The sequence below is a fragment of the uncultured Parabacteroides sp. genome (assembly GCF_905196875.1).
Classification (GTDB): Bacteria; Bacteroidota; Bacteroidia; order Bacteroidales; family Tannerellaceae; genus Parabacteroides.
Genome location: NZ_CAJJWO010000009.1, coordinates 100,866 through 123,312, shown reverse-complemented (window position 1 = coordinate 123,312; position 22,447 = coordinate 100,866). Strand labels below are relative to the sequence as shown.

The window sequence follows — 22,447 nt, the reverse complement described above, 5'->3', positions numbered from 1 at the left end:
ATCCATAATATTAAGTTATCAGTTGTTCGTAACAAAGGTACGATATCATTGTTGGATTTAAAAGTAAATGTTTTAATTTGTTATATGATTTTCAACATATCGTAATATTCCAGTTCAGGAAGACAGGAGTTCCTGAACTGAGAGGGAAGAAAAGTACTTCTGCAATTCAATTCAGATCCAAATAACCGAACTGTATATCGTCATTCATGCACATGATGATGCGGTTATTTTCTTTGTCGTAGCAGAAATCGGCAATCTTATAGCCTGTTTCTAAGGTCTGGAGATAGTTTCCGGCGAGGTCAAAGACTATGAGTTTTGTTGGATAAGAACCCTCTCCTCGGCCGTCTTCTCCGGAATAGGCGGCGATCTTGTCGCTGCAAAAAGCAGGTTGCATTGTGTAGTGGAGCGTTGGACCCGGTTCATTCTCCCATTTGGGGCCGTATATATTGTATTTTAAATTTCCGTCCAGATCGCAAATAGTCATTAAGTCGTAATTTGAATAACATTCGGCATATATCCCGTGCTCGAAAGAAACATCAGACGTCATGCGTTTCTTTTTTATGTCGGGATGCTCATATTTCATTAACTTTATTTCTCCTGTCAGCATATTCCATTTTCCGACGATCGGCTTGAAATTATTAGACCCTATCGGTTGAATGATCCGGCCGATACATAGCGTATCATTAAAATATCCGTATTCGCTGGGAAATAATCCCATGTTCATATCCGCTTTGACAGCCGGTTCATAATAAGGATTGTTTAGAACACTGTCCAGATCGTAGCTGAATATCTTTTGCTTGCCATGATCGGATACATAAAATTTGCGATGATCTTCATCGATCGCTATATGTCCCATATTGGCTATTTCGCCGGGACCTTGTCCCTGATAAGTGGTACTGGTTATATAGTGGAAATCGTTTTTATCGAAAATATGTATGAGCTTGTCCGGCGATCTGTAATCGCCAATAATCAGATAATTGTCAATTAGCCTAATTTGAGTCATCCGTCCGATCAGAACATCCTCTATCGCGATCTCTTTTATTTTGTCTTTGACATTAACGATATTATCCCTTTTCTTCTGATATTTTTCAGTTTCACTGCTCTGTGTACAACTCCAACAGATGAAAATAAGTAAGAGGCACACTACCTTGCTCAACAGATTGGATAAGCCCGAAGGGCGGATGGATGTGTTCATAATCGTATAATTAACCTTTCATAATGGCTTATCTTTTTGTAAACTCAATCGGTTCAATATCATAACTCAGGGTTTTGATGTCGCAGTCTTCGTAATCTATTCCGTAACGCATCCTGATTCCAGCAAAATGCGGGCCGATATACGAAGGGAAAGTCGGATCGACAGAACACCAACCAGCGCCTTCTATATAACATTCGGGCCAGGCATGGGTGCTTTCGGCTTTCCATTCGGGGACATTGAAATACCCTACGGAAAAACGAGTCGGTATATTCATATAGCGCATCAATGCGGTAAATACATTCGTATATTCGCTGCAAGTGCCCTTCCTTGTCTGAATAACAGTATTGACATCTACGGTTCTGCAAGTGCCTGCATCGATTTGTTTGGCTATGGAATCGGAAGGCGACAGATAACTGTGGACAAACTTGAGGGCTTTCTCTATTATGACAAAGGTCTGCGTGTCATCTTTAAACAATGTATCAGCTATTTGCCTAACGTGTTCGTTTTATGATTTACAATTGATGGCAAAATTAGTAAATATTTGAGATGCAGCTATGGTTATGCCTTGCAATTGCACTGAGAGTAGTGCAAATTTGCATGACAATTGCACTTTTCACAGTGCATAGTCAAAGTGCTGAAACGATTAATAGCTCCCCACCATACCAATTCGCAAACTTCGGTTGATAGGCCATTTTGAATAGAAAATCATCACTCATCTCCTTTTCTTCCGGCAGTTCTGTAGATAGCAGGTCTTTTTGGAAAGCGCCGAAGAGGAGCAGGCGGTATTTGTTGTCATCGCCCAGCAAATGCCAGGGAGTCGCAAGGTTAGGCAGGTCTTCTACTGCTTTCCGAAGATATTCCTCTGCTACAGACTGATTACCGCACCACCGGGCGATATAACCCAAACGGGCGTAATCGGTGGGGCTGTCTGCCGGAGACGGGGTTAATGCAGATAAATGTTGTTGTAAGGAGTGATAAAATACCGGATCGTTCTGCTGTAAATCACGAATGCGTTTCCCGGTTAATAGACGGGGCGTATAACGTATGGCATTTACCAAAGGTTGTAGAGCTGCCTCTTTCTCTCTTTGCCGGTATAATATATCCGACAAGGCGGAGAGATAGAGTGAATTTTTTGGATAATTAGTTGCCAGTTCTTCTGCTATCTGTCGGGCTTTCCCTAATTCTCTGTTATCTATGTACAAACGTGCTTGCAGATAACGGATCTGTATGTCTTCCGGTTGTTGCTGCCGGGCTTTCTGTAAAACCTCTTCTGCCGTTTGCTGGAATTTCGGATTTGCTGTTTCCCGGTAATATTGCATATAGAGCAATCCGCGATTGATCAGGTTGGGTGTCTGTTCCCCTGTTTGTTCCATCAGGCGGATGGCTTCTGCGAACTGGCCTTTTTCCCAGGCTGCTACGCTTTGTTGCTGGTATGATTTATTCTGATCCTGGAGGAAGACAAAGGCGAGCCAACCCAGATAACAGCATGCGACTATTCCGGGGATTGTATATGCAGAAACAGTTTGCCTGTTTTCCTCTTCGACGGAAACCTTTTCTTTTTGTAAAAAAGCCAGCATCACGTATACCATAAATAAGGCGAAAGGGCTGTAGAGTAATGTCGCTTGCGTCATTTCTTTAACAGCTAATGCCAGGAAAAGGCAACCGATCATATAGCTTTCCGGTTGTTTCCTGCGTTTCAGGATCGTCCGGCAAACGGCTACAACCAATAGTAGATAAAGCAAGGCACCGATGATACCTTTTTCTATCAATAGCTGTACGAGGATGTTAGGGGCGTACGACGTATAAGGCAGTGTGCTGTCCTGATTCAACGTTCGGTCGACGGCAAAGGTATAATTACCGTTCCCACATCCCAATAGGGGATGTTCCCGAAAAGTGTCCCAGGCGGCTTGTGTAGCGTTGATACGCCCTTCGGTACTTTGCTGCTGAGACGCAGTACGGTTCATTTGCAAAGTTGTCCTCATTTCGTTGGGGAAGAATACTCCGGTTAGAATGATGGCAACAACACTGACTGCAAGCAAGCGTATTTTTTCCTGCTTGGGCTTTACAAACAGCAACCAGATAATCATATAGACTCCAAGTGCGATATAAGCTCCCCGTGAGAAAGAAAAGAGTATAGCCAGTACAGTCAGGAAAATAAAGATTCCGGAATACTTACGCACAAGGCATACCCAGCCCAACAGAATAAGCAGTACCTCCGCCCACACATTGGTGATATAACCAAGCGGACGGAACAGGAAACGGAAATGGTATGTATCCTGAAAACCTACATTCAATACAGACTGGCGAAAGATGAAGAAAGAGCAAACGGCAAGCAGCAGAGCGGCAGCGATGGGTAGAAAGTTTCCTTGCTGAATGATTCGCGTGGGACGTTCTGTATTAAAGAGTTTCCGTAAAACGAAATAGGCTGTTAGGCAGAAGATCGATAAAAGAGCGCTGCGGATAGCCGGAACGGAACAATCGGCATACAGGCAGGATGCCATATCATAAACGGTGATCAGACCGAGACTGATATCGATTACAGTCCATTGCCGGAAGGGGAACGGACGTATTATCGCCAGACTAGCAGTGAGTAGTAACAGACTGATTTGTAATTTGTCTTCTGTCTGAAACAGCAGCATAGCCATTATTACAATGAGTAATATGGCTATGCCTGTAGATATGTTCTTTGAAAGAATTAGTTTATTGTTTGACATATCTTTTTATTAATGGACGTATCATATTCCAGAATAAATATCCGATCAGTGCTAAAAAGAGTAATTGTGATCCCATATTTCGTAACAGAGCGAATGGAGGTGTCATGCCGTTGGATAAGTAGAGTATCAACTCATTTACCGCATCAGGGAATGTGCTGATAAACCGGTAGAGAAAACTCGGAATGAGATAGAAAAAATAGAATCCCATAAACAGATTGACTACAATCGAGTAGATCAACAATCCGTATTTTGCAGCCGGACGTATTTTTAGCAAATAAGGTTCCTGAGTTATCGGGAGTTTGCGCATGCGTTTATACCAATATCCTAACAATTCTTTCGACCGATCACGCAAATTGGGTACTCCCAGCAAGTCTGAAGCGATCCAATAACCATCGAATTTGAAGAACGGATTTAGTGTCATCAGAAATCCAAGATTTATAATTAGGATTAGATAGCGTAATATTTCATTTCCGGTAAACAAGAAAGCAGCCAATAACCCGATCAACAAATAACACTGGAAATAAACACCGGCCATATTCACAACGCAACGTTGTATTCTGCCGAGTTTCCAAACCTCCGTCACGTCTGTATAGAGTACCGGAAAGTTTAGATACAGCCCAAATCCTATACCACCATGCCGTACACCAAAATATTTACAGGCGGAAGCATGACCGAGTTCGTGGAAGAAGGAAGACAGCAACATAAATACGAACAGTCCGACTGCCATATAGATATTTACATGATTATTGATTTGCATCAAATTGTCTGTATGCCAGAAAAAATAGATGTTCAATGCCAGCGTACAGATAAATATGATTGCCATATATACCTTATTGAAAAGAAACCGGAATGTATCCGAAAATTTATCAATAGTTTGGGCGGCAAAGAGCTCCTTTTCATAGAGGAAAGTTCGTTTCTTTTTGGGGACAGAAAAAAGAGGGTTAATGCATTTACAGATAATTTGGTGCACCTGTTCGGATGTGTATTTCCCTTCTTTCTTTTTGATGTAAGAAAAAATAGCTTCTTCTTTAGGATATCTTTGTAATTCTGTCAATAGCTCAATGATTGGATAGCCTGTTTCATAATATAGCCCATTACAGGATAAAAGATAACGCTTGCCTTGTGTTGATGAAGCAAGTGGGTGAATAATTATGTTATTGTATTCGTTCATATTATTCATTCGGCTTTTAAAATACCACTGTTGATATTCATATCCACTTTATCTTGAGTTCGTGATGTTTTACGTCCGAAATCAAAAGTATATGCGAGTTTTATATAACCTGTTTGTTGATAAATTCTACTATATGTAGTATTGTAAAATTGATATACATCAGTATTTAGGTATTCAATATTTCGATTATGTTTGCTGAAAGGATTGTCTGTGCCAATCTCTACATTCCAATTTTTATGATTCCAACGTAAGGATGCACCATAACTGGCAGGAGATCGTGTATAAGAAGGTGACATACTTACAGATCTGGCAGTAGATTTGCCATATACATTGAATGCGAAGTCTTTCCAGAAATAATTCACATCTATGCTACCGGCCCATTCACTTTGATCGGCTTTTATTTTTCCAGTTGCTTTATAATAGCGATAGAATCCGCTCGCATTAATACGAAGGTTTGAATTGACTTTATAGGTTACAGCTAGTGCACTTTTTATATTATGATAATTCCCATCTGAACGGAATCCTGTAACCAACTTATTCCCTTCAATATAATAATCGTAGGCAGGGCTGGGGGTAGCCCCCAAATAATAACCTGTCACTTGAAAATTAAATTTCCCTGCCTGTAAAGAATAAACTAAATATGTTATATAGTAGTTCGCTTTATCTAAATACGGATTCCCTCGTTTTATTTGTAATGAATCAATATTTTGATCTACGTCACTAAGCCAATCTAATGGAGGGTTAGAGTTTCCTGTATTTAGCGCATACATAATAGATTGATTGGATGATATCCTATAATTTAACATTATATTCGCGTGAGGTGACAGGTACTTTTTTTGATCATATCCGTGTAGACGATATTGTAATAAATCTCCTCCAAACTGAATACTGAGAAAAACTTTCTTACCTAAGTTTTGATTGTATTGTCCCATCAATAAAGTTTCTCCAGTCCAAAGGTGTATCCATTGATTGTAATCTCCGGAATAGTTTGAAGATGAAATTTGATGAAGATGGCTTAACTGAAGACCGAATGAATTCTGATGTTTTAATTTAACATTATAATTAGTTTTAAATCTTATATTATAAAGATCCTCTTGGGCCTGAGTATAGGAACGATAATCAGCTTCTCTATAACTGCGTTCGTAATCATTTTTAGTATAAGTGCCTAGTAGTGTGACTTGTAGATTTTGCTTTGGGGTTAAATTGAAATTTCCATATAAATTGAGACCAGGCATTATACTTTGCTGATTGGTTTCGTTTAGTGTTTGTATAGGAGTGCTTGGCTCATTTGAATATGTCTTTAAAGTTTGGTTATAATTATCAGGTGCTTTGGAGTGGAAAAAAGATAATTTGCCATTTAATGTACGTTTGTTATTCGTATTGTCTATATTCAATTGAACATATTGATTGTTTTTTTTAGTTAGAGCTTCGTCAATGCCAGTCGTACGGGAAATCTCTGATTGAGGAAAGTGGAATACTTCTTTTTTTTCGCTTTGTATTCCATCGTATTTTGACATAGAATGTCCTCCAAAAAGAGTATAATTTGTATTTTGATGATTTAATTTTGCAGTGGCATTATAATCTCCATTCAGATATCCTATTGTTTGTGTCCCGTCCAAGGTTACGTATCCGCCAGTTTTTCTTTCCTTAATAATATAATTGATTGCTGCCTTATCCCCGGCATATTGACCGGTTGGCATATCAAAGTATTCTACTTTTTCAATATCATGAGGACGAAGTGCCTGTATTTCCCGATAATCAGCCTTTCGTCCGTTGATATATAAGCTTACTTCTCCATTGAATGTGGATACTTGTCCTTTTCTTCTATCAACGGAAATACCTGGTATCATTAAGTTATATAGTAAATCATAACCGGTAGCCGCATGTTTTATTTGTTGTTTATCAGGAAGAATTAAAACACGGTCATTTTGCCGGATGAATGATTTTCCTTTAATTACCACCTCCTTTAATGTCATATTAGAATCAAGAAGTTTAATAGGATCTAATTTGATGTATGAAGTTTCAATATTCAATTGAATTTCTTGAGAGTTGTATCCAATAGAACTAATATACAGTAAATAATTCCCTTTCTTGATGTTTTGCATATTGTAATTACCTATGCTGTCGGTGATAACTCCTTTAATAAAAGTTGAATCTTTTTGTAATAAACGTATGGTTACATCAGATATTCCCTTTTGTTTTTCATCTACAACTCTCCCTTCTAAGGTTGATTGTGCATGTAATAAGTTTATACTACTAAGAACAAAAAATATTATATAGTACAACCGCATGATATATGTATAATAAATTATTAAAATTTCATGATCTGGACAAAGAAAGTTATAAATATGAAATAACCTTAACTTTGTCCAGAATGAATGATTCAGCTGTTTATAATTAAGGAATTATTAACAACTGAGTTCGCATGATGTGAGATTAGGACAATCGAACCAGCAAGCCGGGTTAATATCTCCATCTCCTGCGGACAAATCTAAAAGTCCGCCAATTGCTAAAGGGTCCGTTTCTAAACGTTCCTCTAGCTGTTGTAGTTCAAATTCTGATAATTCAGAATTGAATGAATGCATAACATCTTCCTTCATGATTGTAAATTATTTATTAAACATATTTGTGCAAACTTTGTCATAAACATCGTTTGTCACTTTCTTTAAAAGTTCCTGGAATTGAATACAGTGATTGTTTTTTAAAGCTTGACAGCCTCCTCCGCATAAAAGAGCATATTTACAATATTTACATGTAGATGTACTAATGTCGTGAGAACGCCATTTATGAAGCTCATCTTCGTTCCATTGTATAGAATTATTCTTTAAACTTCCAATTTGGTAATTCTTTTTTCCAACCACTTCCCAGCAAGGATATATTTCTCCAAAAGGAGAAAAAACATGGCCTCCTGTTTGTGAAGAACAATGAGTCGCTTTAAGTGATATTGCTTTTTGATTAATTATCGCATTGTATATATTTTTATAGATGGCATCATATCCATTACAAGAAGATATGATTCCCATTTTTGCATGTTTATCAATATAATCTTTTGTGGATAATATGCTTAAATCCTCTTTCTCTTGGTTCGATATTGATTCATTATCTGAAATAAGAGCCGTATAGATGTTGAAATTATCATGATTTAAACATCCTATTTCCATGAAGTATTTTTTTAGCTCAATGAAATCATCCAAATTATTATTGTCTATATTGACCCTAATCGTAACCTTAATATCTAGATTCATTCGGAGTATTAATTGTATATTAGAGATAATTTTATCAAATGAATTTTTATCTTGAAAATGTTTTCTTTTCTGATTATGTAATTCTTTAGTTCCGTCAATTGTTATTTGGATCTTATAAATCAAATCGGGAGCTAAAAGATCAACGAAATTTTCAAGATCATATCCATTTGTTATGGCATAGAATTTGTAACCTTTTGCCTTTCCCTCATTGACTATATATTTGATAATGGCTTTATTTTCTTTTAAAAGTGGTTCTCCACCATATAAAGTAATAACTTTACTTTGTAATTGCATCCTTGGTTCAATTTTGTTCATGGCTTTGAACGTTTTATCAACCATTTCTTGTGTGAAAGAAATGGAGTAAATAGAATCTTTAAATACCCTATTTTCAAAACAATATGGACATCTAAAATTGCAATTATAAGTGATAATCCAAGTAAATGTTTTGTTTAAAATCTCATGTTTTTTATGAAGAGCATGGGCTATCCTTGCTACATAATCATATTCTTCCTTTTTAGATTTTACAGTGATGTATCCTCTTTTCTCTAATTTTTGTTGTATAGCAGGTGGAAAAGTCTCATTGTTAACAACATCGTGTTGTATGAGCTTTGTTGCTATTTGTTCGTTAACAAGATCTATCGCTCCGGTATAACCATGAATTAGCATATACTTATTCTCTTTATCCAATTTGATTGGAATTATATAAGATGATGTTCTTAGTGTTTCCATAGTGTTAATGCCAAATAATTGTATTGTCTTTAATCTCAAATATTCTTTCTTCTCTTCCTTTGGTATAATCACGAAGCCAATATAATGCTCCTTTAGGTATTAGTTTATAAAGCAGGTAATCATCTTCTGTCGCAATCTGTTTTCCCAATGATTTCCAACTTCCCTGATTCATATAAAAGAGTTCATATTCATGTCCTTTACGTATGCCATTATCATCGTTTCGGATGATGAAACGAATTTTTGAAATTGCGGTAGGTTTATCTAATTCTAGGCCACCCCAGCTAAGAGTGTCATTTGAGTGGAAGAATGTTAACGGATCACCATCGAACATAACTTCCGCTCCATATCGGGGATAATAGATACTCGGTTCATAATCACTAATAATTTTTCCTTTTAATGGGGTGTTTGAGTCCGCTGTATAGAATTCTAATTCCGCTATATTTCCACAAGTTTTGTTGGAAGCCAAATATCGAACATATTTTACAGGCTTGGTATTTTTTGCCGAAACAGTAGTATATTTAAAGTTTGGCTCTTTTGTAATGGTGTAGAAAGTAACAGCATTTTTAAATTCTGGATTATCTGCTCCCTGAAACTGACTGCCAACCATTAGAGGTGGAAGATAGTTCAAATGTGCTGCGTCTTTGTGTTTCCGTTCTAATGTATAATCTATTGTTTCGACTTGTGGCCTATAACAGGTTATTTGTCCCAAAGTATCCAATAGAAACGGATCGCCTACTAATTCGAGTTTCTTGTCTGCATACAATGCTGTGTGATAAACGATATTAGGTCCGACAGCTTGAAATTGTACTTTGTCTTCCGTTATATTTCCCCATCCTACAGGAGTCCATCCGTTCGGGTCGAAAACACATAAGTAAGCAAATTTTTGATTTATTTTATCCGGTAATGAGATAGTTATATTTTTTGCTCCGATGAATGGATAATTTCCTGTTACATCGGCCAGATAGGCGTTTTTGAAGAATGGTGGAATATCTTCGTCCCTGTGGAGCATGGCTAACGAATTCTCCTGTTTACCAAATGTTTTCCGGTACACTTTGGGTATTTCGTTTTTAAATCGGATCAAATGTTCATCTGGATTCTGTTCTGCGCCCGAAAAGTCGTGTGATGTCTGATCGTTGTTATATACCACATTAAATATATGTGAATTATTTCCACGTCCCCAATGTGGAACGATTTCTACTGCAACCGGTATCCCTGATGCCCGCATAGCAAATAATGCTAGATTCGCATAATCTCCGCATAAGCCGAATTTGATATTGGCTAATGTGCTTGGGCGCAATCCTATTGGCATAACCGAAGATTTAGCAATATGAATCGGCAATTTTATCAATTCATTATTTATTGCTGTACAAGCTTGCACTGCTGTCCGAATCGTATCCGACTGTAATATAGCGCCAAAGCGTTCCCGATAAAGCTGTCGCCAGCTTTCGGGTATCTCTGATCCTACGCGGTAAGGTAAGATAAACTCGCAGAATTCTTCGAAGTTCAGATGTTGGTTCCACGGGCGATCCCATACGGCGAAAGCATCCTCGATATTTTCTATCAGGTAGTCAGCAGATAAGGTTTGTACATCCTGATTGGCTATCGGCTTTTCCTGCAAGTACTTTGCTTTGTTCTTAAATTCATCATAGATGGCAGGAATATCATATTCTTGTTGGTGGATTTGGTAAACCGAGTCGATAAATGTGTAATACTCATCCACCGCTTTTCCGGTAAAGTAGCCCTTGTCCGTCATATTTTCGATCAGGAAAAGCGCTGCTTTCAGTTTTAATGAGTCCGTTCCATTTTGGTAATGCTTGATTACCTGAAATAACTCATTGCGGTTGCTACCGGCTTTCGACAAAGCTTCCTCTATCCCTGGAGTCGGTGTCGGCATCCGACAGCTTCCCAGCAGTAAAAGGCTTATGCCTACATAACCGATGATATGATGAGTATTCATTTTTGTAAATAGAGTATTAAAATGTTGAAATCTAAGCGAGTATTATTATTTTGTCAAATACCAGGTTACAGGTTGGTTGTCTTTTGTCAGTGTAACCTGATAGTTCCCTTCCAGCAGATACGATAAAGGTATTGTCAACTCTTGTTCAGCCGGAATGGCGATTACATCGACATAGATTGTTCTACCGTTCGGATCGACTACTTGAATACCAATATTATCCCATTGTTTGTCGGAATGGATATGGAGATTGTTTTCTTCTATAGATAGAAATAGAGAAACTGAACGATCTTCTTCTTGGGCCCAGTTCTTATCTGCATTCGCTTTTACGAAAGGAACGAGAATAAAAGCAATTGTAATAAATAAAATAGTTATAGACCTTTTCATCTTTGCGTTTGTTTTTGTTTACGGTTGCAAAGGTAGAGTCAAGGGCGGATAGAATTGGTAAAACTTGGTTTACAAAAACTTCACAAAAACTTCACGCTTGTAATGAGCTATAAATCAATGATAAAGCAATCTAGCATATCAGGAGTCCCATCTTTTCTATGTATCTTTTTGTACAAACGGGTACGGGAATTACTGATGCCGGAGAGGGAGCAACTAAGGATTTTTGCAATGTCTTTCGTTCGAATACGAATCTTGATCAAGTAGCAAATACGGAGTTCGTGTTCGGTGATTTGTGGATAAAATGCACACAATCGTGTTGTGAAATCATTGTAAGTTTCGTCAATGATTTGTTGAAGTTGTCTCCAGCTTTCTTCCGTGAAAGACCTGAATTCATCATCCCGACGGACTACCTGGTGAAATAACTGGTATATATCGGATTGTCTGAGAGATGCTTCCAAACAGTCTTTTTCATTGAGACTCATTTCGATTTTTTGATTTGAAACTTCTAATAGTGCTTTTTGGGATTGGATTAGTTCTTTTTGCAGTGCATCTTTTTCTCCTTCAGTTTGTTGTAACCGTGTTTCCAATGCTGCTATTTTCTTTTCATTCTCATGGATATAAGTCCGGCTATTCTTGTATTGCTCATCCTTTAGCATGGATAACCGTTTGGCCTGTTCCTGTGCAAGTCGTTTTTGTTTCCTTGTATAATTGATGTATAAAATAGCTGCTCCAACGATTATCAGCAAACCTATAATTAGCAGATAAACCTGATTTTGCTTATGTTCGTTTTCCAATAAAAGCTGTTGGTTTTCTTTTTCTGTATGTCGATAGTTGTAGAGCGCGTTTATTTTTCCGATGGCATCTGTTCGGGTAATTGCTTTTATTGAATCCTCAAGTTCCAAACTTTTCTGGGAGTAATTGAAGGCTGAATAATAATTCCCTTTGTGGGCTTCAAGTTTTGCTAATGCTTTATAGCTAGAACTTTTCAGATAAATATTCTGGTTTTTTTTACCATCTTGTAAAGTTTGTAGATAATAAAATTGTGCAGAGTCTGGTTGTGATGTTAACTGATAGCTCTGAGCTATTCCTTGTAAGTAGATGGCATCATTTTGTAACTCTGATATTCTGGAAAAAACATTTTTAGCTGAGTCTGGTTTTTCTAAATCAAGATAAACGCTCCCCAATTCTATTGAGATCGCATTGATAACTCGCTGATTATTTATCTCAGAAGCTTTTTTATAAGCAGCCTGGTAGTAATATTCCGCACTATCCGGCTGGTTCAATGATTTATACATCCGTCCCTGATCGCGTAAAGCATAGACAAGTCCCGTCCCTGTTTTGCGTTTTAAGTTATGAGCATAGGATATTTTGTAAATCTTCAGAGCATCTTCATACAATGACTGATAAGCTAATAAAGTCCCCATCTGCTCATAAATCCGTCCTAAAATATCATACCTCTGGCTATCCTTCCCGACATCTGCTGCTTGCTGAAAAGCAGCTACTGCCTGTGGTGCATCCTTCATATCTCGATAAACAGAACCTAAATAATAATAGGCTTCCATTAGTTTTTCTTTATCTCCATAGGATTTGTAAAAACGAACCACTTCATTCATAAGAGAATCGGTGGTGTGGGGGATAAACTTTTTATCCTGCACTTTCGTGGTGAGTAATCCGTAATACATCCGTGTCTCTTCCGGTTCGTACTGGATAACGGAGTCGAGCAAAGACAGGTATATTCGGGCACTGTCAGTGTTTTGCTCCATACAACGTATAGCCTTTTGCATCGCTTCCGGGTAAGAGATGTTCGATACGCAGGAAAGCAAAATACTGATTCCTGCCAATACTAGTATGACTTTCAGGCGTTTCATTTGCTTGCAAAGATAAAGGAAAATTCGTAAATTCTCCCAAATATCCGATTTTTCATGATGCAGAGGGTAAAATAGGTATAAACGGAAATCCCCATGTGTCAAAATGATACTACTATCCCGACTAATCGGAATTAATATAGCGACTAAATTGAATTAGTATTACGACTAATATTTTTTAACATATCATGCTGGCGATGATATGGTGTTTGGGGCTGTCATTTAGTCAAAAAGCCTATATTTGCTGGAAAGAGTATAAAGGTTGAATTTTAAACGAAAGTTTGGAGTTCAACTTTTGCTGTTTTATAACGCCATATGTTAACCTGTGAAACTTCCTCTCCTCACTTTCGCACCGAGTATGTAAACCGTTGGTGCTTCAAGTATCTAACAATTTAAAAACTACAATTATGGCGCGTCCATTAAAAAAGGGACTGGGTTATTTTCCGCTGGATACGAATATGCTGTCCGACCGAAAAATACAACGCCTGGTCCATCGCTACGGATGTAAGGGCATCTGTACCTATCTGACTGTTCTCTGCGAGATTTACGGGGAGAGGGGATACTATATTCCTTACAACGATGATTTTTGTTTCGATATCGCTTTTACGCTCGGCCTCGGGGAGGAGGAGGTGAAAGGGATCATTCTTTATTGCGTGGAGGTTCGCCTGTTCGACAACGAATTGCTGGAGTGCAGGCAGGTGCTTTCGTCGGCGGGTATTCAGCGCCGTTTCCGGGAGATCAGTAAAAGATGCGGAGTCACGATCGATCCGGATCTGCTGATTCCCGACGATTCGGTGTATGGTGGGGTTCCTGCGGCTAAAACCGGGGTTCCTGCTGCGGAAACTCCGGATATTGTAACGGAAACTGCTGTTTCTGCTGCAATAACCCCCACAAATGGAAATGTAAATGGAAAAGGAAAAACAACAACACAACATGGAAGATCAAATAAAGCTGAATTTTCAAACGATAACGGCGAGTCGGCCCGACGGGCGGAACTTGTCCGTATGGCGAAAAAAGCAACAAGAGGTTGCTGATATGCACGCACGCTACGGGAATGCGGAGAAATTCCTGAACACGTTTAATCCGGATATGCAGGTGATGGCTGCGCGTTATACGGAACGTGCCTATTTCGGAACGGCTCCTACGCTCGAAACGGTCTGTGACGGATATGGGGAACAGACGGCTATTGTCTGGAATTGTATCCTGCTGGAAAACATCAATTTGTTTGCCGGGGTAAAGGATAAGATGCCTGTCAACCGGCAGCAGGAACTGTCGCGGCTGATACTGGCGGAATATCCGTACCTGAAGGTCACCGAGTTGCTGCTTTTTTACCATCGTCTGAAATGTGGCCGTTACGGCCGTTTTTACGGGATGGTGGATGCGTTGTTCATCGCCAGTGCGCTGGTGCAGTTTACGGATGAGCGACGCACGGAGATCAAACGCTATGAGGCGGCACGGAAGAAGGTGGAGGAGAAACCCGAAAAGGAGTCGTCGGGCGGTATCACGTATCAGGAATATTTATTGCTTAAAGAAAAACAACAAAAACAAAACAATCATGGATAAATACAGAGTTTGGGGCCATACCCAATTGGCTATGTTATATTTCCCGGGTATACAACCCAAATCGGCCTCTTCGCAGTTGTCGCAATGGATCAGACGCGATGAGGATTTGCTGGCCGACCTGCTGAAAGCTGGTTATAAAAAAGGACAACGTATGTATACACCTCGTCAGGTCGCTATCCTGGTAGACCATCTGGGAGAACCGGAAACCTGGAGAGTGAAATAAATAATTAACGAAGTTCCGGTGCTGGCATGTACGGGAGTTTGGCTTTTATGCTCTTCCCATTTCCACTTTTCTCCGTTTACTCCTTCTTATTCCTTCTCATAACTATAGTTTCCTATTAGGCTTTGAAGGCTTGATGTACATTTGTTTTCGTTAAATAATAAACAGTTTATAGTATGAGAAAAATCAATCTGATTGTTTTGCATTGTTCGGCTACGCGTGAGACGGTGGAGTATACGCCCGAACAGTTGGAGCGTGACCATCGGGCACAGGGATTCCTTACTGCCGGTTACAACTATTACATCCGCCGCTCGGGTAAGGTGGTGCCGATGCGCCCGCCTGAACTGATTCCGGCGCATGTGAAGGGTTTTAACCGTTTCAGCCTGGGGATTTGCTATGAAGGGGGACTGGACGCGTCAGGGCGTCCGAAAGACACGCGTACGGAGGATCAAAAGGTTGCGATCCGGATGTTACTGATGGTATTGTTGGACAAGTACCCGGGCTGCCGGATCTGCGGACACCGGGATCTGTCGCCTGACCGGAATGGCGACGGGTGGATTACGCCGGATGAATGGTTGAAAGCCTGTCCTTGTTTTAATGCGGAGGAGGAGTATGGCATTTGAATGGATTATAGTTATAAATTTAAATTTGAAAAAGATGAAAAAGAGTAAATTGTATCGGTTGATGACGGTCTTGAGTGCTGTTGTCAGGGTCGTGATGAGGTTTTTACGTAAATAAACGATCTGATTTGTTAGAAGCGCGGAACGCCTGGATTCTCAGACGTTCCGCGTTATTTTTGTTTTATCAGAATCCCGGATAACCCGGATTCTGTTTCAGATTTTGATTCGTTTGCCAGGCATCCTGCGGGATAGGGAACAGGTTTCTGTAATCTTCCCCTTTCGTCTCCGGTTTGAGGAAACGGGCATTCTGGAAAGTGCCGAAGCGGATGCAATCCTGACGGGAATAACATTCCCAGGCAAGTTCAAGCTTGCGTTCCAGGGCTATTTCATCGAGAGTGACAGATGCATAATTATGCTCCGAATTCTCGAATCCTCTTTGGCGGATCTCATTGACCAGGCGGGTCGCTTCTCCGTTGTCTTTTCCCATCCGTACCAGGCATTCGGCTTTCATCAGGTAGATATCGGCCAGGCGGAACAATGCAAAATCGTTCTCTATACCGTCCACCGTCGATTTGTCGAAAGGCCATTTGATGGCACGGCCGCCGTCTTCCTGGTTTACATCGCCCCAGGCGGTGCCGTCGCGTTCGGTTCCCGGGATGATCGTTACATCTGCCGTGTGGATCAACGGACGGTCGTGAGCCGTGATGATCACTTTCCCGGTAGCCGGGTCGATCATTTCACCCAGCAGGAAAGAGCCGTTTTTACGGATGTCGGCATCGTCGAACAGTTTTACGTAATCCGGCTGTCCGCAAACTCCGTTATCACCTGTCACTTTCAGTCCGAGAACCAGATTGTCTTTGTAGTGCAGCGTCCAGGCAAATAGACGGTTACGGTAATCAGTCCCATTCAGATCCTGATCGTTTGCACTGAAACAAATAGGGAAAATGGTTTCCATTGACGATTCGTTGTTACTTGCGAAATTGGCTTTCCAGTCCGATTCGAGGGTATAGCCGAGCTTCATCACTACATCGCAGGCATCTGCTGCTTCCTGCCAGCGTGGAACGTCGACACCCCATGCCTCGGCATTCAGATACATTTTAGCCAATAGTGCATAGGCGGCACCTTTTGTGAATTTCCCGTAAGAATTTGTGCTGACATCCTCGCGTAAGACATCCTTAATCTCGGTAAGCTCTTTCAGTATGAAATTATAGACCTCCTTGCGCGGTGTCACGGTGGGGAGACTGGTGTCTTTAAAGTCGGTGGTAAGAGGAATATTTCCCCAGTTGTCCATCATGATGTAGAACCAGATGGCACGGACGCCCCTGATCTCGGCTAATGTTCTTTGTTTCAGTTCGTCGCTGATGAAGGTGTTGCTTTCGACAATGCTGTAGACCAGGTTGCAGGTGGAAATGGATTTGGTAGCCATGCTCCAGCAATTTTTTATCTGGTTGGTGTTGGCTGTCCAGGAATGCATGTGCAATTCGCGGTATTGTCCGCCGTCGTACCAGTCGCCGCCTTTGCGTGTCGGGACAATGGCCATATCGCCGCTACATTCGGACAATGCCATAAAGTTGTAAGGGACATACTGGTTCAGACTTCTGTAAACCGGTCCGACTATGGAGGCTATCTCCGCTTCGTTCTTGCCGAAATGGTCGGCTTGCACTTTGTCGTATACATTTTCGCCCAGGTCCATACACGAAGGCATAGAGCAGAGGAGAAGGGTTGCTCCGGCTAGTAATAATATCGATGATTTCTTTTTCATAAGAATGTGCTTGATTAGTAAGTTAGAATGTTAAGTTAACGCCTAAAGTGAAAGTCCTCGATTTAGGAAAGAACTGGCGGTGTTCGATACCCGGAGACAGGCCTGCATCCGCATCTGTTATTTCTCCGCGGAAAATCTCTACTTCCGGGTCGACACCCTTGTAGCCGGTAATTACGAACAGGTTCTGTCCGGCCACGTACACACGGGCTTTATCCAGCCAGTCGATCTTCTTCGTGTTGAACGTATAGCCCAACGACATGTTGTCGAGGCGCATGAAGGAAGCATTCTCGATGTAGTAGGAGCAGATGCGGGAAGATTCTGTCAGCTGATGGACCAGCGGGTCGTTCAACGCATTGGTGCCGATCAGGAAGGTGTTGTTGCCGTAGGCGGCACGCGGGTTGTTGAATACCTTCTGGCCGATAGAACCGCGGAAGAAGAAGCTCAGATCCCAGCTTTTCCAGCTGAATGAGTTGTTCCATCCGAATGTCAGATCCGGCTGTGCGTCGCCGCAATAATCGCGGTCGTCATCTGTGATCTGTCCGTCCTTATTTTTGTCTTTGATAATGTATTTGCCGTTTTCGTCGATCCCTTCGCAGATCAGCATATAGAATTGCCCTACCGGTCGGCCTTCTTCAATGACGTGTGAGGTTACGCCCGAACCGCCGCGCAGCCAGGGATCGCCGGTGTAAAGGCGGCTGGTCGTATATACGTCGCTCGACAGTTTGGTGATCTCGTTCTTGTTGTGGGCTAGGTTTAATGACATGTTCCAGGAGAAGTCTTTCTTACGCAGGATATCCATGTTCAGCATGATCTCGATACCTTTGTTGGTCATATCGCCTACATTGGCCTGCATTTTGTTGTACACGAACGGAGGGGTCGGGACTTCATAATTGTAAAGCATATCGGATGTTTTCTTGTTGTACCATTCGATAGTACCGTTCAGGCGGCTGTTGAACAGGGTGAAGTCGAGGCCGACGTTGAGCATGGCGGTCGATTCCCATTTCAGGTCGGGATTGGCATTCTGGTTGATCTTATAGGCTGTCTGCCAGCTGCCGTCGTTATAATAGATACCTTCAGACCCGTATAGTTGGAGGCTCTTATAAGGTTGAAGGCCGTCCTGGTTACCGGTGACACCATATCCGACGCGGAATTTTAAATCGTTCACCCACTTGACATCCTTCATAAACGATTCCTGCGAGATACCCCAGGCTGCGGATGCGGACGGGAAGGTTCCCCATTTATGGTTGGCACCGAATTTGGAGGAACCGTCGCGGCGTACGGTAGCCGTGATCATATAACGTTCGGCGTAGCTGTAATGGGCGCGTGCGAACATGGAGATCAGTTTATAGGAGTTCTTATCGGAAGACACGTCACCGGTCTTCAGGCCGGTACCCGATTGAAGGTTGTTCGATCCCAGGTCGTTGGTCAGGAAGTTACGGTTCTGTGAGGTGAATGACGAATAATTGTTATCTTCCCAGGAGTAACCGATCATGCCTTGTATCTTGTGCTCTTCGGCTGTTCCGAATACTTTCTCGTAATCGGCTGTCCATTCCATCAGGTTGCGGTTCCAGGTGCGGTTCCGTTTCTGGGCGTATCCGTTATTGCTTTGTCCCTGTTTGGTTTCGGAGTTGTCGTATTGGCTGAACTCACTGGAATAGCGGCTTTTGTATAAATTCGCTTTTACGTTAAGCCCGTCGATCACGGTAAATTGTATATCTCCTGCACCATAGAAATAGATATTATTCATGTCTTTTCTGTTCAGATCCTGGTTTTGCACCGGGTTTCCCTGGTCATATTCCGTATTTACTTTGGTGAAGTAGGAACCGTCGGCATTGTAAACCGGATAAACGGGAAGCATACTGTAAGCTAACACGAAATTGTCGCCATAGGGGATACGTGCATCCGTCAGCGTGGCCGATCCTAGTAAGCCGATGCGCAGGCGGTCGTTGATGGCCCGCTGCTGGAACTGGAAGCGGAAGCTGTAACGGTTCATGTCGTTGTCGCGCATGATACCGTTGCGATCGAGGTAGGTGAATGAGGCACGATAATTGCTTTTCGAGCCTCCTCCGGAAAGAGAAATGGCATGGTTCTGCGAAATACCTGTCCGTGTCATGGCATCGAACCAATCGGTATCGGCTCCGTATTGGTCATATACAATGGGATCCTGGCCGGATTCTTTGGCGTAGGCTCTCCATTCGTCGGCGTTCATCAGATCGGGCTTGTTGGCCAGATGATCCATAGCCACGTATCCGTCGTAAGAAATCTGCGTTTTGGAGCCTGAACCTCTTTTGGTGGTGATAAGGATAACGCCGCCCGCTGCACGCGAACCGTAGATGGCTGCTGAAGAAGCATCCTTCAGCACCGATATCGACTCGATATCGGATGGTGCTACTGTAGTCATGTCGCCTCCGGGAATACCGTCGATAACGATCAGCGGTCCCTGGTCGTTTTGCAGGGTGGATGTCCCGCGCAGCCGGATAGTCGAACTTTTGGTCACGTCGCCGGAACCGGACGTAATCGTCAGACCGGCCACTTTCCCTTGCAACAGGTCGGAGGCATCCCTTGTTACGCCTTTGTTGAAATTCTCTTCTGAGACATTGGCTACGGAACCTGTAATTTCCTTACGGGTCTGCGTTCCGTAACCGATGGCTACGACTTCGCCCAGGTTAACGACAGACGGAGCCAGTTTGACGTCGATTGTCTTGCGGCCTTTTACTGCTTCTTCCGTGGTGTTATAACCGATGAATGAAAACTGAAGAACGGCTTTCGAGAGGTCGTTCAATGTGAGGGTGTAGTTACCGTCGACATCTGTGACAGTACCGTTTGTCGAACCTTTTTCCACTACGTTTGTTCCGATGATAGGTTCGCCGAGTTCATCTAAAACTTTTCCTTTAACAGCGCCCGATTGAGCAAAGGCTACTGTCATACTAAGTGACATTAATGCTGAAAGTATCCCTACTCTGCAGCGTCTGAAAGAACTAATCGTTTTCTTTCCTTGCATAATCATTTAATTTTTTTGGTTAACACTTAATACTAGTTACTGAGAATTATCATGCTCAAATATAATTCTATTTTTTTTAAAATAAACAAATAAAAAGAATATAATTCATGAAAAACAAGGTTTGTGCATTGGTGTGTTAGTTTATTTAATAAAAAAACTTGTTTTGGGAGAACGGTTTTTATGCAAAGACAGATCTCTTACTGTTTGATAATAAGAGATCTATCCTTCCTTTTTCGGATGTGCTGGTTATTGCCGGGGGCGTGATATTGGTTCTATGATATTTCCGTTTTCTGTAACATCCTTGCATTCCTGTGTTTTTATGAGATCTTCGATCTTGAGAACTTTCGGGGTAAGGAACAGGTTGTTTGTAATTTGTAAACCATTGACCGATTTGGCGGAGATAGCGTCTGTCCCTGTTAACCGGAAGCGATTGTTATCGATGGTGATATTGCGGTGGACGTAGCCTTCGTTACGGTCGTTTTCGGGAGCGATAAAGATCACCGGGCTACCACATTCGATAAAATCGTTGTTGCGGATAGTCACATCGCGTGCCATGCCCGACTCAAACCAACTTCGGGCATCGTCGGCGATCAGGATACCGCTCATCTGCATACGGAAGAAAGTGTTGTCTTCTATGATGACTTTGCGGCGGGTGGATACCAGGATTCCACGGGTAGGAATACGGGAAAAGTAGTTTCCTCGGATTTCTACTTCGGGAGTGTAAGTGACATTTTCGATAACAAGCCCTTCTGTTTCTTTGACCTTGGATGTTACCGGTTTATCGAGGGTGATCGTGATTTCGCGTTCATTTTTCATCTCCGCCTTTTTCACTTTTGCGGAAGATAGGGACAACAGGGAATGCGGGTCGATGAATTCGATCGTATTGCCCGGCAGGAATGACTGGAAGCCGTAAGTTTGATGGTGCATATATTTCACAACAATCTGGTTGGGTGCAAGAAACTCCGTTACGGCCAGATGGGTACCGTGTATGTTAATCGGATCGTCGTGTGCCCCGGAGAAACGGGAATTCTCGATGGAGATCTTCCCTTTACAACCGGACATCTGTACGAAATCGGCAAATCCGGCGCAGGTCCGTCCGCTACCGGCTTCGGGTTCGAAAGCCATATTGCGGTAAGTGATGTTTTCAGACATTTGTCCGACGATACCGAAGTTTCCCAGAAAATCCAGGTGTAAGTTTTCCAATGTTACATTTTTGCTGAACTGGATCAGTCCGCAGGCCTGGTCGCGAATGCCGTCGCGCATCTGGAAAGTCAATCCCGGCCGGGCTTGTGGTGCCTTATCGTAAACGAAACGGAGCAGGTGAGGTTCGAGTTCGATCGCTTTGCGAAGTCCGTCGAGAGGTGACCAGCTGCGCCAGGTAATATCCTTTTCCGGGTCGTAGCTTTGTGCGATTCCACCGGATAGCGACCAGTTATCGCCGACAAAGGAGAATTTACCGTCTTTGATCTGGTAACGTGATCGGGGGTGGATACGTACGGTCATGTGGTGTTCTCCTACTTCGGTAACTGTCAGTTCCGGGACAGTCGGGTCGGCAGCTGTTACAGTGAAGTTGCGTAAAGTGATATTTTCGCACTGGTCGATCACGAAGCTGGTCATTTCACCATGAGTCACGAGGTGGGCGCCTTTTCCGTCGACCGTTACGTTCTTCAGTCCTTTCAGCCATAACCCGATATGCTTGGTCTGATCCAGGTTCTCCTTTTCTGAGGCGGTATTGGAGATGTGGTAAAGTATCTGCGACGAACTTTCCCGATGAATGTTATAGTCTGCATTCTGCAATTCGATAACGACGGCTTTCCCGTTAAAACTCCGGGCTTTCTCTACAGCGGCCTGAAGTTTTGCAGTCATATCCCCGTTTTCGGGACTTACTTTAATGATGTTTTGTGCGGTAGCAGTAAGCACAAAAAATGAACAAATGGTAAAAAGAATTGATTTTTTCATGGTATTTTTGTCTAATTGAATTGTTACAAAGATAGGAGTTCGTATAAAAATCTCCAAATAAG

17 protein-coding genes are annotated in these 22,447 nt (G+C 41.9%); 4 read left to right on the top strand and 13 right to left on the bottom strand.

The genetic code is table 11. From position 1 onward, the window contains the following. Positions 1 to 166: 166 nt before the first annotated feature. The 10 genes from QZ076_RS05580 to QZ076_RS05535 all read right to left on the bottom strand — a co-directional run bounded on the left by QZ076_RS05580 (position 167) and on the right by QZ076_RS05535 (position 13,263). Positions 167 to 1,195: a BF3164 family lipoprotein gene (locus tag QZ076_RS05580; protein WP_293711067.1), complete on the bottom strand. Its 1,029-nt coding sequence runs from the start codon at positions 1,193 to 1,195 to the stop codon at positions 167 to 169. A 28-nt stretch (positions 1,196 to 1,223) separates the two neighbouring features. After that, the gene (locus tag QZ076_RS05575) at positions 1,224 to 1,670 is read right to left on the bottom strand and encodes a transglutaminase-like domain-containing protein (protein ID WP_293711065.1); all 447 of its coding nucleotides are present in this window, start codon (positions 1,668 to 1,670) and stop codon (positions 1,224 to 1,226) included. A 151-nt stretch (positions 1,671 to 1,821) separates the two neighbouring features. After that, on the bottom strand, positions 1,822 to 3,909 hold the full coding sequence (locus QZ076_RS05570) for an O-antigen ligase family protein (RefSeq protein ID WP_293711063.1): 2,088 nt from the start codon (positions 3,907 to 3,909) through the stop codon (positions 1,822 to 1,824). Further along, positions 3,896 to 4,732 carry a hypothetical protein gene (locus QZ076_RS05565; protein WP_365324717.1) on the bottom strand — a complete coding sequence of 279 codons (837 nt, stop codon included), beginning with the start codon at positions 4,730 to 4,732 and terminating at the stop codon, positions 3,896 to 3,898. The genes QZ076_RS05570 and QZ076_RS05565 overlap by 14 nt, the downstream gene beginning before the upstream one ends. Before the next feature lie 353 nt (positions 4,733 to 5,085). Continuing rightward, the gene (locus tag QZ076_RS05560) at positions 5,086 to 7,371 is read right to left on the bottom strand and encodes a carboxypeptidase-like regulatory domain-containing protein (RefSeq protein ID WP_293711059.1); all 2,286 of its coding nucleotides are present in this window, start codon (positions 7,369 to 7,371) and stop codon (positions 5,086 to 5,088) included. Positions 7,372 to 7,488: 117 nt separating this feature from the next. Continuing rightward, positions 7,489 to 7,680 (bottom strand): hypothetical protein, encoded by a 192-nt coding sequence (locus QZ076_RS05555; RefSeq protein ID WP_293711057.1) that lies wholly within the window; start codon positions 7,678 to 7,680, stop codon positions 7,489 to 7,491. A gap of 9 nt (positions 7,681 to 7,689) precedes the next feature. Further along, on the bottom strand, positions 7,690 to 9,054 hold the full coding sequence (locus tag QZ076_RS05550; protein ID WP_293711055.1) for a radical SAM protein: 1,365 nt from the start codon (positions 9,052 to 9,054) through the stop codon (positions 7,690 to 7,692). A gap of 4 nt (positions 9,055 to 9,058) precedes the next feature. Then, the gene (locus QZ076_RS05545) at positions 9,059 to 11,011 is read right to left on the bottom strand and encodes a hypothetical protein (protein ID WP_293711053.1); all 1,953 of its coding nucleotides are present in this window, start codon (positions 11,009 to 11,011) and stop codon (positions 9,059 to 9,061) included. Positions 11,012 to 11,056: 45 nt separating this feature from the next. Then, a complete protein-coding gene (locus tag QZ076_RS05540) occupies positions 11,057 to 11,395 on the bottom strand; it encodes a DUF3244 domain-containing protein (protein ID WP_293711051.1) in 339 nt (112 codons plus the stop codon). A gap of 107 nt (positions 11,396 to 11,502) precedes the next feature. Beyond that, on the bottom strand, positions 11,503 to 13,263 hold the full coding sequence (locus QZ076_RS05535; RefSeq protein ID WP_293711049.1) for a hypothetical protein: 1,761 nt from the start codon (positions 13,261 to 13,263) through the stop codon (positions 11,503 to 11,505). A 404-nt stretch (positions 13,264 to 13,667) separates the two neighbouring features. On the opposite strand from QZ076_RS05535, the gene QZ076_RS05530 reads away from it, so the two are divergent. The 4 genes from QZ076_RS05530 to QZ076_RS05515 all read left to right on the top strand — a co-directional run bounded on the left by QZ076_RS05530 (position 13,668) and on the right by QZ076_RS05515 (position 15,666). Next, positions 13,668 to 14,294: a DUF4373 domain-containing protein gene (locus QZ076_RS05530; RefSeq protein ID WP_293711047.1), complete on the top strand. Its 627-nt coding sequence runs from the start codon at positions 13,668 to 13,670 to the stop codon at positions 14,292 to 14,294. Between the two features lies 1 nt (position 14,295). Continuing rightward, positions 14,296 to 14,823 carry a DUF6633 family protein gene (locus QZ076_RS05525; protein ID WP_293711045.1) on the top strand — a complete coding sequence of 176 codons (528 nt, stop codon included), beginning with the start codon at positions 14,296 to 14,298 and terminating at the stop codon, positions 14,821 to 14,823. After that, positions 14,816 to 15,046 carry a DUF4248 domain-containing protein gene (locus tag QZ076_RS05520; protein WP_293711043.1) on the top strand — a complete coding sequence of 77 codons (231 nt, stop codon included), beginning with the start codon at positions 14,816 to 14,818 and terminating at the stop codon, positions 15,044 to 15,046. The genes QZ076_RS05525 and QZ076_RS05520 overlap by 8 nt, the downstream gene beginning before the upstream one ends. A 173-nt stretch (positions 15,047 to 15,219) precedes the next feature. Then, positions 15,220 to 15,666 (top strand): N-acetylmuramoyl-L-alanine amidase, encoded by a 447-nt coding sequence (locus tag QZ076_RS05515; RefSeq protein ID WP_293711041.1) that lies wholly within the window; start codon positions 15,220 to 15,222, stop codon positions 15,664 to 15,666. A gap of 181 nt (positions 15,667 to 15,847) precedes the next feature. On the opposite strand, the gene QZ076_RS05510 is transcribed toward QZ076_RS05515, so the two are convergent. The 3 genes from QZ076_RS05510 to QZ076_RS05500 form a co-directional block, all read right to left on the bottom strand. Continuing rightward, positions 15,848 to 17,425 (bottom strand): RagB/SusD family nutrient uptake outer membrane protein, encoded by a 1,578-nt coding sequence (locus QZ076_RS05510; RefSeq protein WP_293711039.1) that lies wholly within the window; start codon positions 17,423 to 17,425, stop codon positions 15,848 to 15,850. 22 nt (positions 17,426 to 17,447) lie between these two features. Further along, the gene (locus QZ076_RS05505) at positions 17,448 to 20,426 is read right to left on the bottom strand and encodes a TonB-dependent receptor (protein ID WP_293711037.1); all 2,979 of its coding nucleotides are present in this window, start codon (positions 20,424 to 20,426) and stop codon (positions 17,448 to 17,450) included. Positions 20,427 to 20,672: 246 nt separating this feature from the next. Next, on the bottom strand, positions 20,673 to 22,385 hold the full coding sequence (locus QZ076_RS05500) for a right-handed parallel beta-helix repeat-containing protein (protein WP_293711035.1): 1,713 nt from the start codon (positions 22,383 to 22,385) through the stop codon (positions 20,673 to 20,675). Positions 22,386 to 22,447 lie beyond the last annotated feature (62 nt).

Bases quoted from the DNA above. Each gene is read 5' to 3' on its own strand.
- QZ076_RS05560 (WP_293711059.1), bottom strand. From the start codon at position 7,371: ATGCGGTTGTACTATATAATATTTTTTGTTCTTAGTAGTATAAACTTA.
- QZ076_RS05580 (WP_293711067.1), bottom strand. From the start codon at position 1,195: ATGAACACATCCATCCGCCCTTCGGGCTTATCCAATCTGTTGAGCAAG.
- QZ076_RS05505 (WP_293711037.1), bottom strand. From the start codon at position 20,426: ATGCAAGGAAAGAAAACGATTAGTTCTTTCAGACGCTGCAGAGTAGGG.
- QZ076_RS05550 (WP_293711055.1), bottom strand. From the start codon at position 9,054: ATGGAAACACTAAGAACATCATCTTATATAATTCCAATCAAATTGGAT.
- QZ076_RS05500 (WP_293711035.1), bottom strand. From the start codon at position 22,385: ATGAAAAAATCAATTCTTTTTACCATTTGTTCATTTTTTGTGCTTACT.
- QZ076_RS05535 (WP_293711049.1), bottom strand. From the start codon at position 13,263: ATGAAACGCCTGAAAGTCATACTAGTATTGGCAGGAATCAGTATTTTG.
- QZ076_RS05515 (WP_293711041.1), top strand. From the start codon at position 15,220: ATGAGAAAAATCAATCTGATTGTTTTGCATTGTTCGGCTACGCGTGAG.
- QZ076_RS05510 (WP_293711039.1), bottom strand. From the start codon at position 17,425: ATGAAAAAGAAATCATCGATATTATTACTAGCCGGAGCAACCCTTCTC.
- QZ076_RS05545 (WP_293711053.1), bottom strand. From the start codon at position 11,011: ATGAATACTCATCATATCATCGGTTATGTAGGCATAAGCCTTTTACTG.
- QZ076_RS05540 (WP_293711051.1), bottom strand. From the start codon at position 11,395: ATGAAAAGGTCTATAACTATTTTATTTATTACAATTGCTTTTATTCTC.
- QZ076_RS05520 (WP_293711043.1), top strand. From the start codon at position 14,816: ATGGATAAATACAGAGTTTGGGGCCATACCCAATTGGCTATGTTATAT.
- QZ076_RS05565 (WP_365324717.1), bottom strand. From the start codon at position 4,732: ATGGCAATCATATTTATCTGTACGCTGGCATTGAACATCTATTTTTTC.
- QZ076_RS05530 (WP_293711047.1), top strand. From the start codon at position 13,668: ATGGCGCGTCCATTAAAAAAGGGACTGGGTTATTTTCCGCTGGATACG.
- QZ076_RS05525 (WP_293711045.1), top strand. From the start codon at position 14,296: ATGCACGCACGCTACGGGAATGCGGAGAAATTCCTGAACACGTTTAAT.
- QZ076_RS05555 (WP_293711057.1), bottom strand. From the start codon at position 7,680: ATGAAGGAAGATGTTATGCATTCATTCAATTCTGAATTATCAGAATTT.
- QZ076_RS05570 (WP_293711063.1), bottom strand. From the start codon at position 3,909: ATGTCAAACAATAAACTAATTCTTTCAAAGAACATATCTACAGGCATA.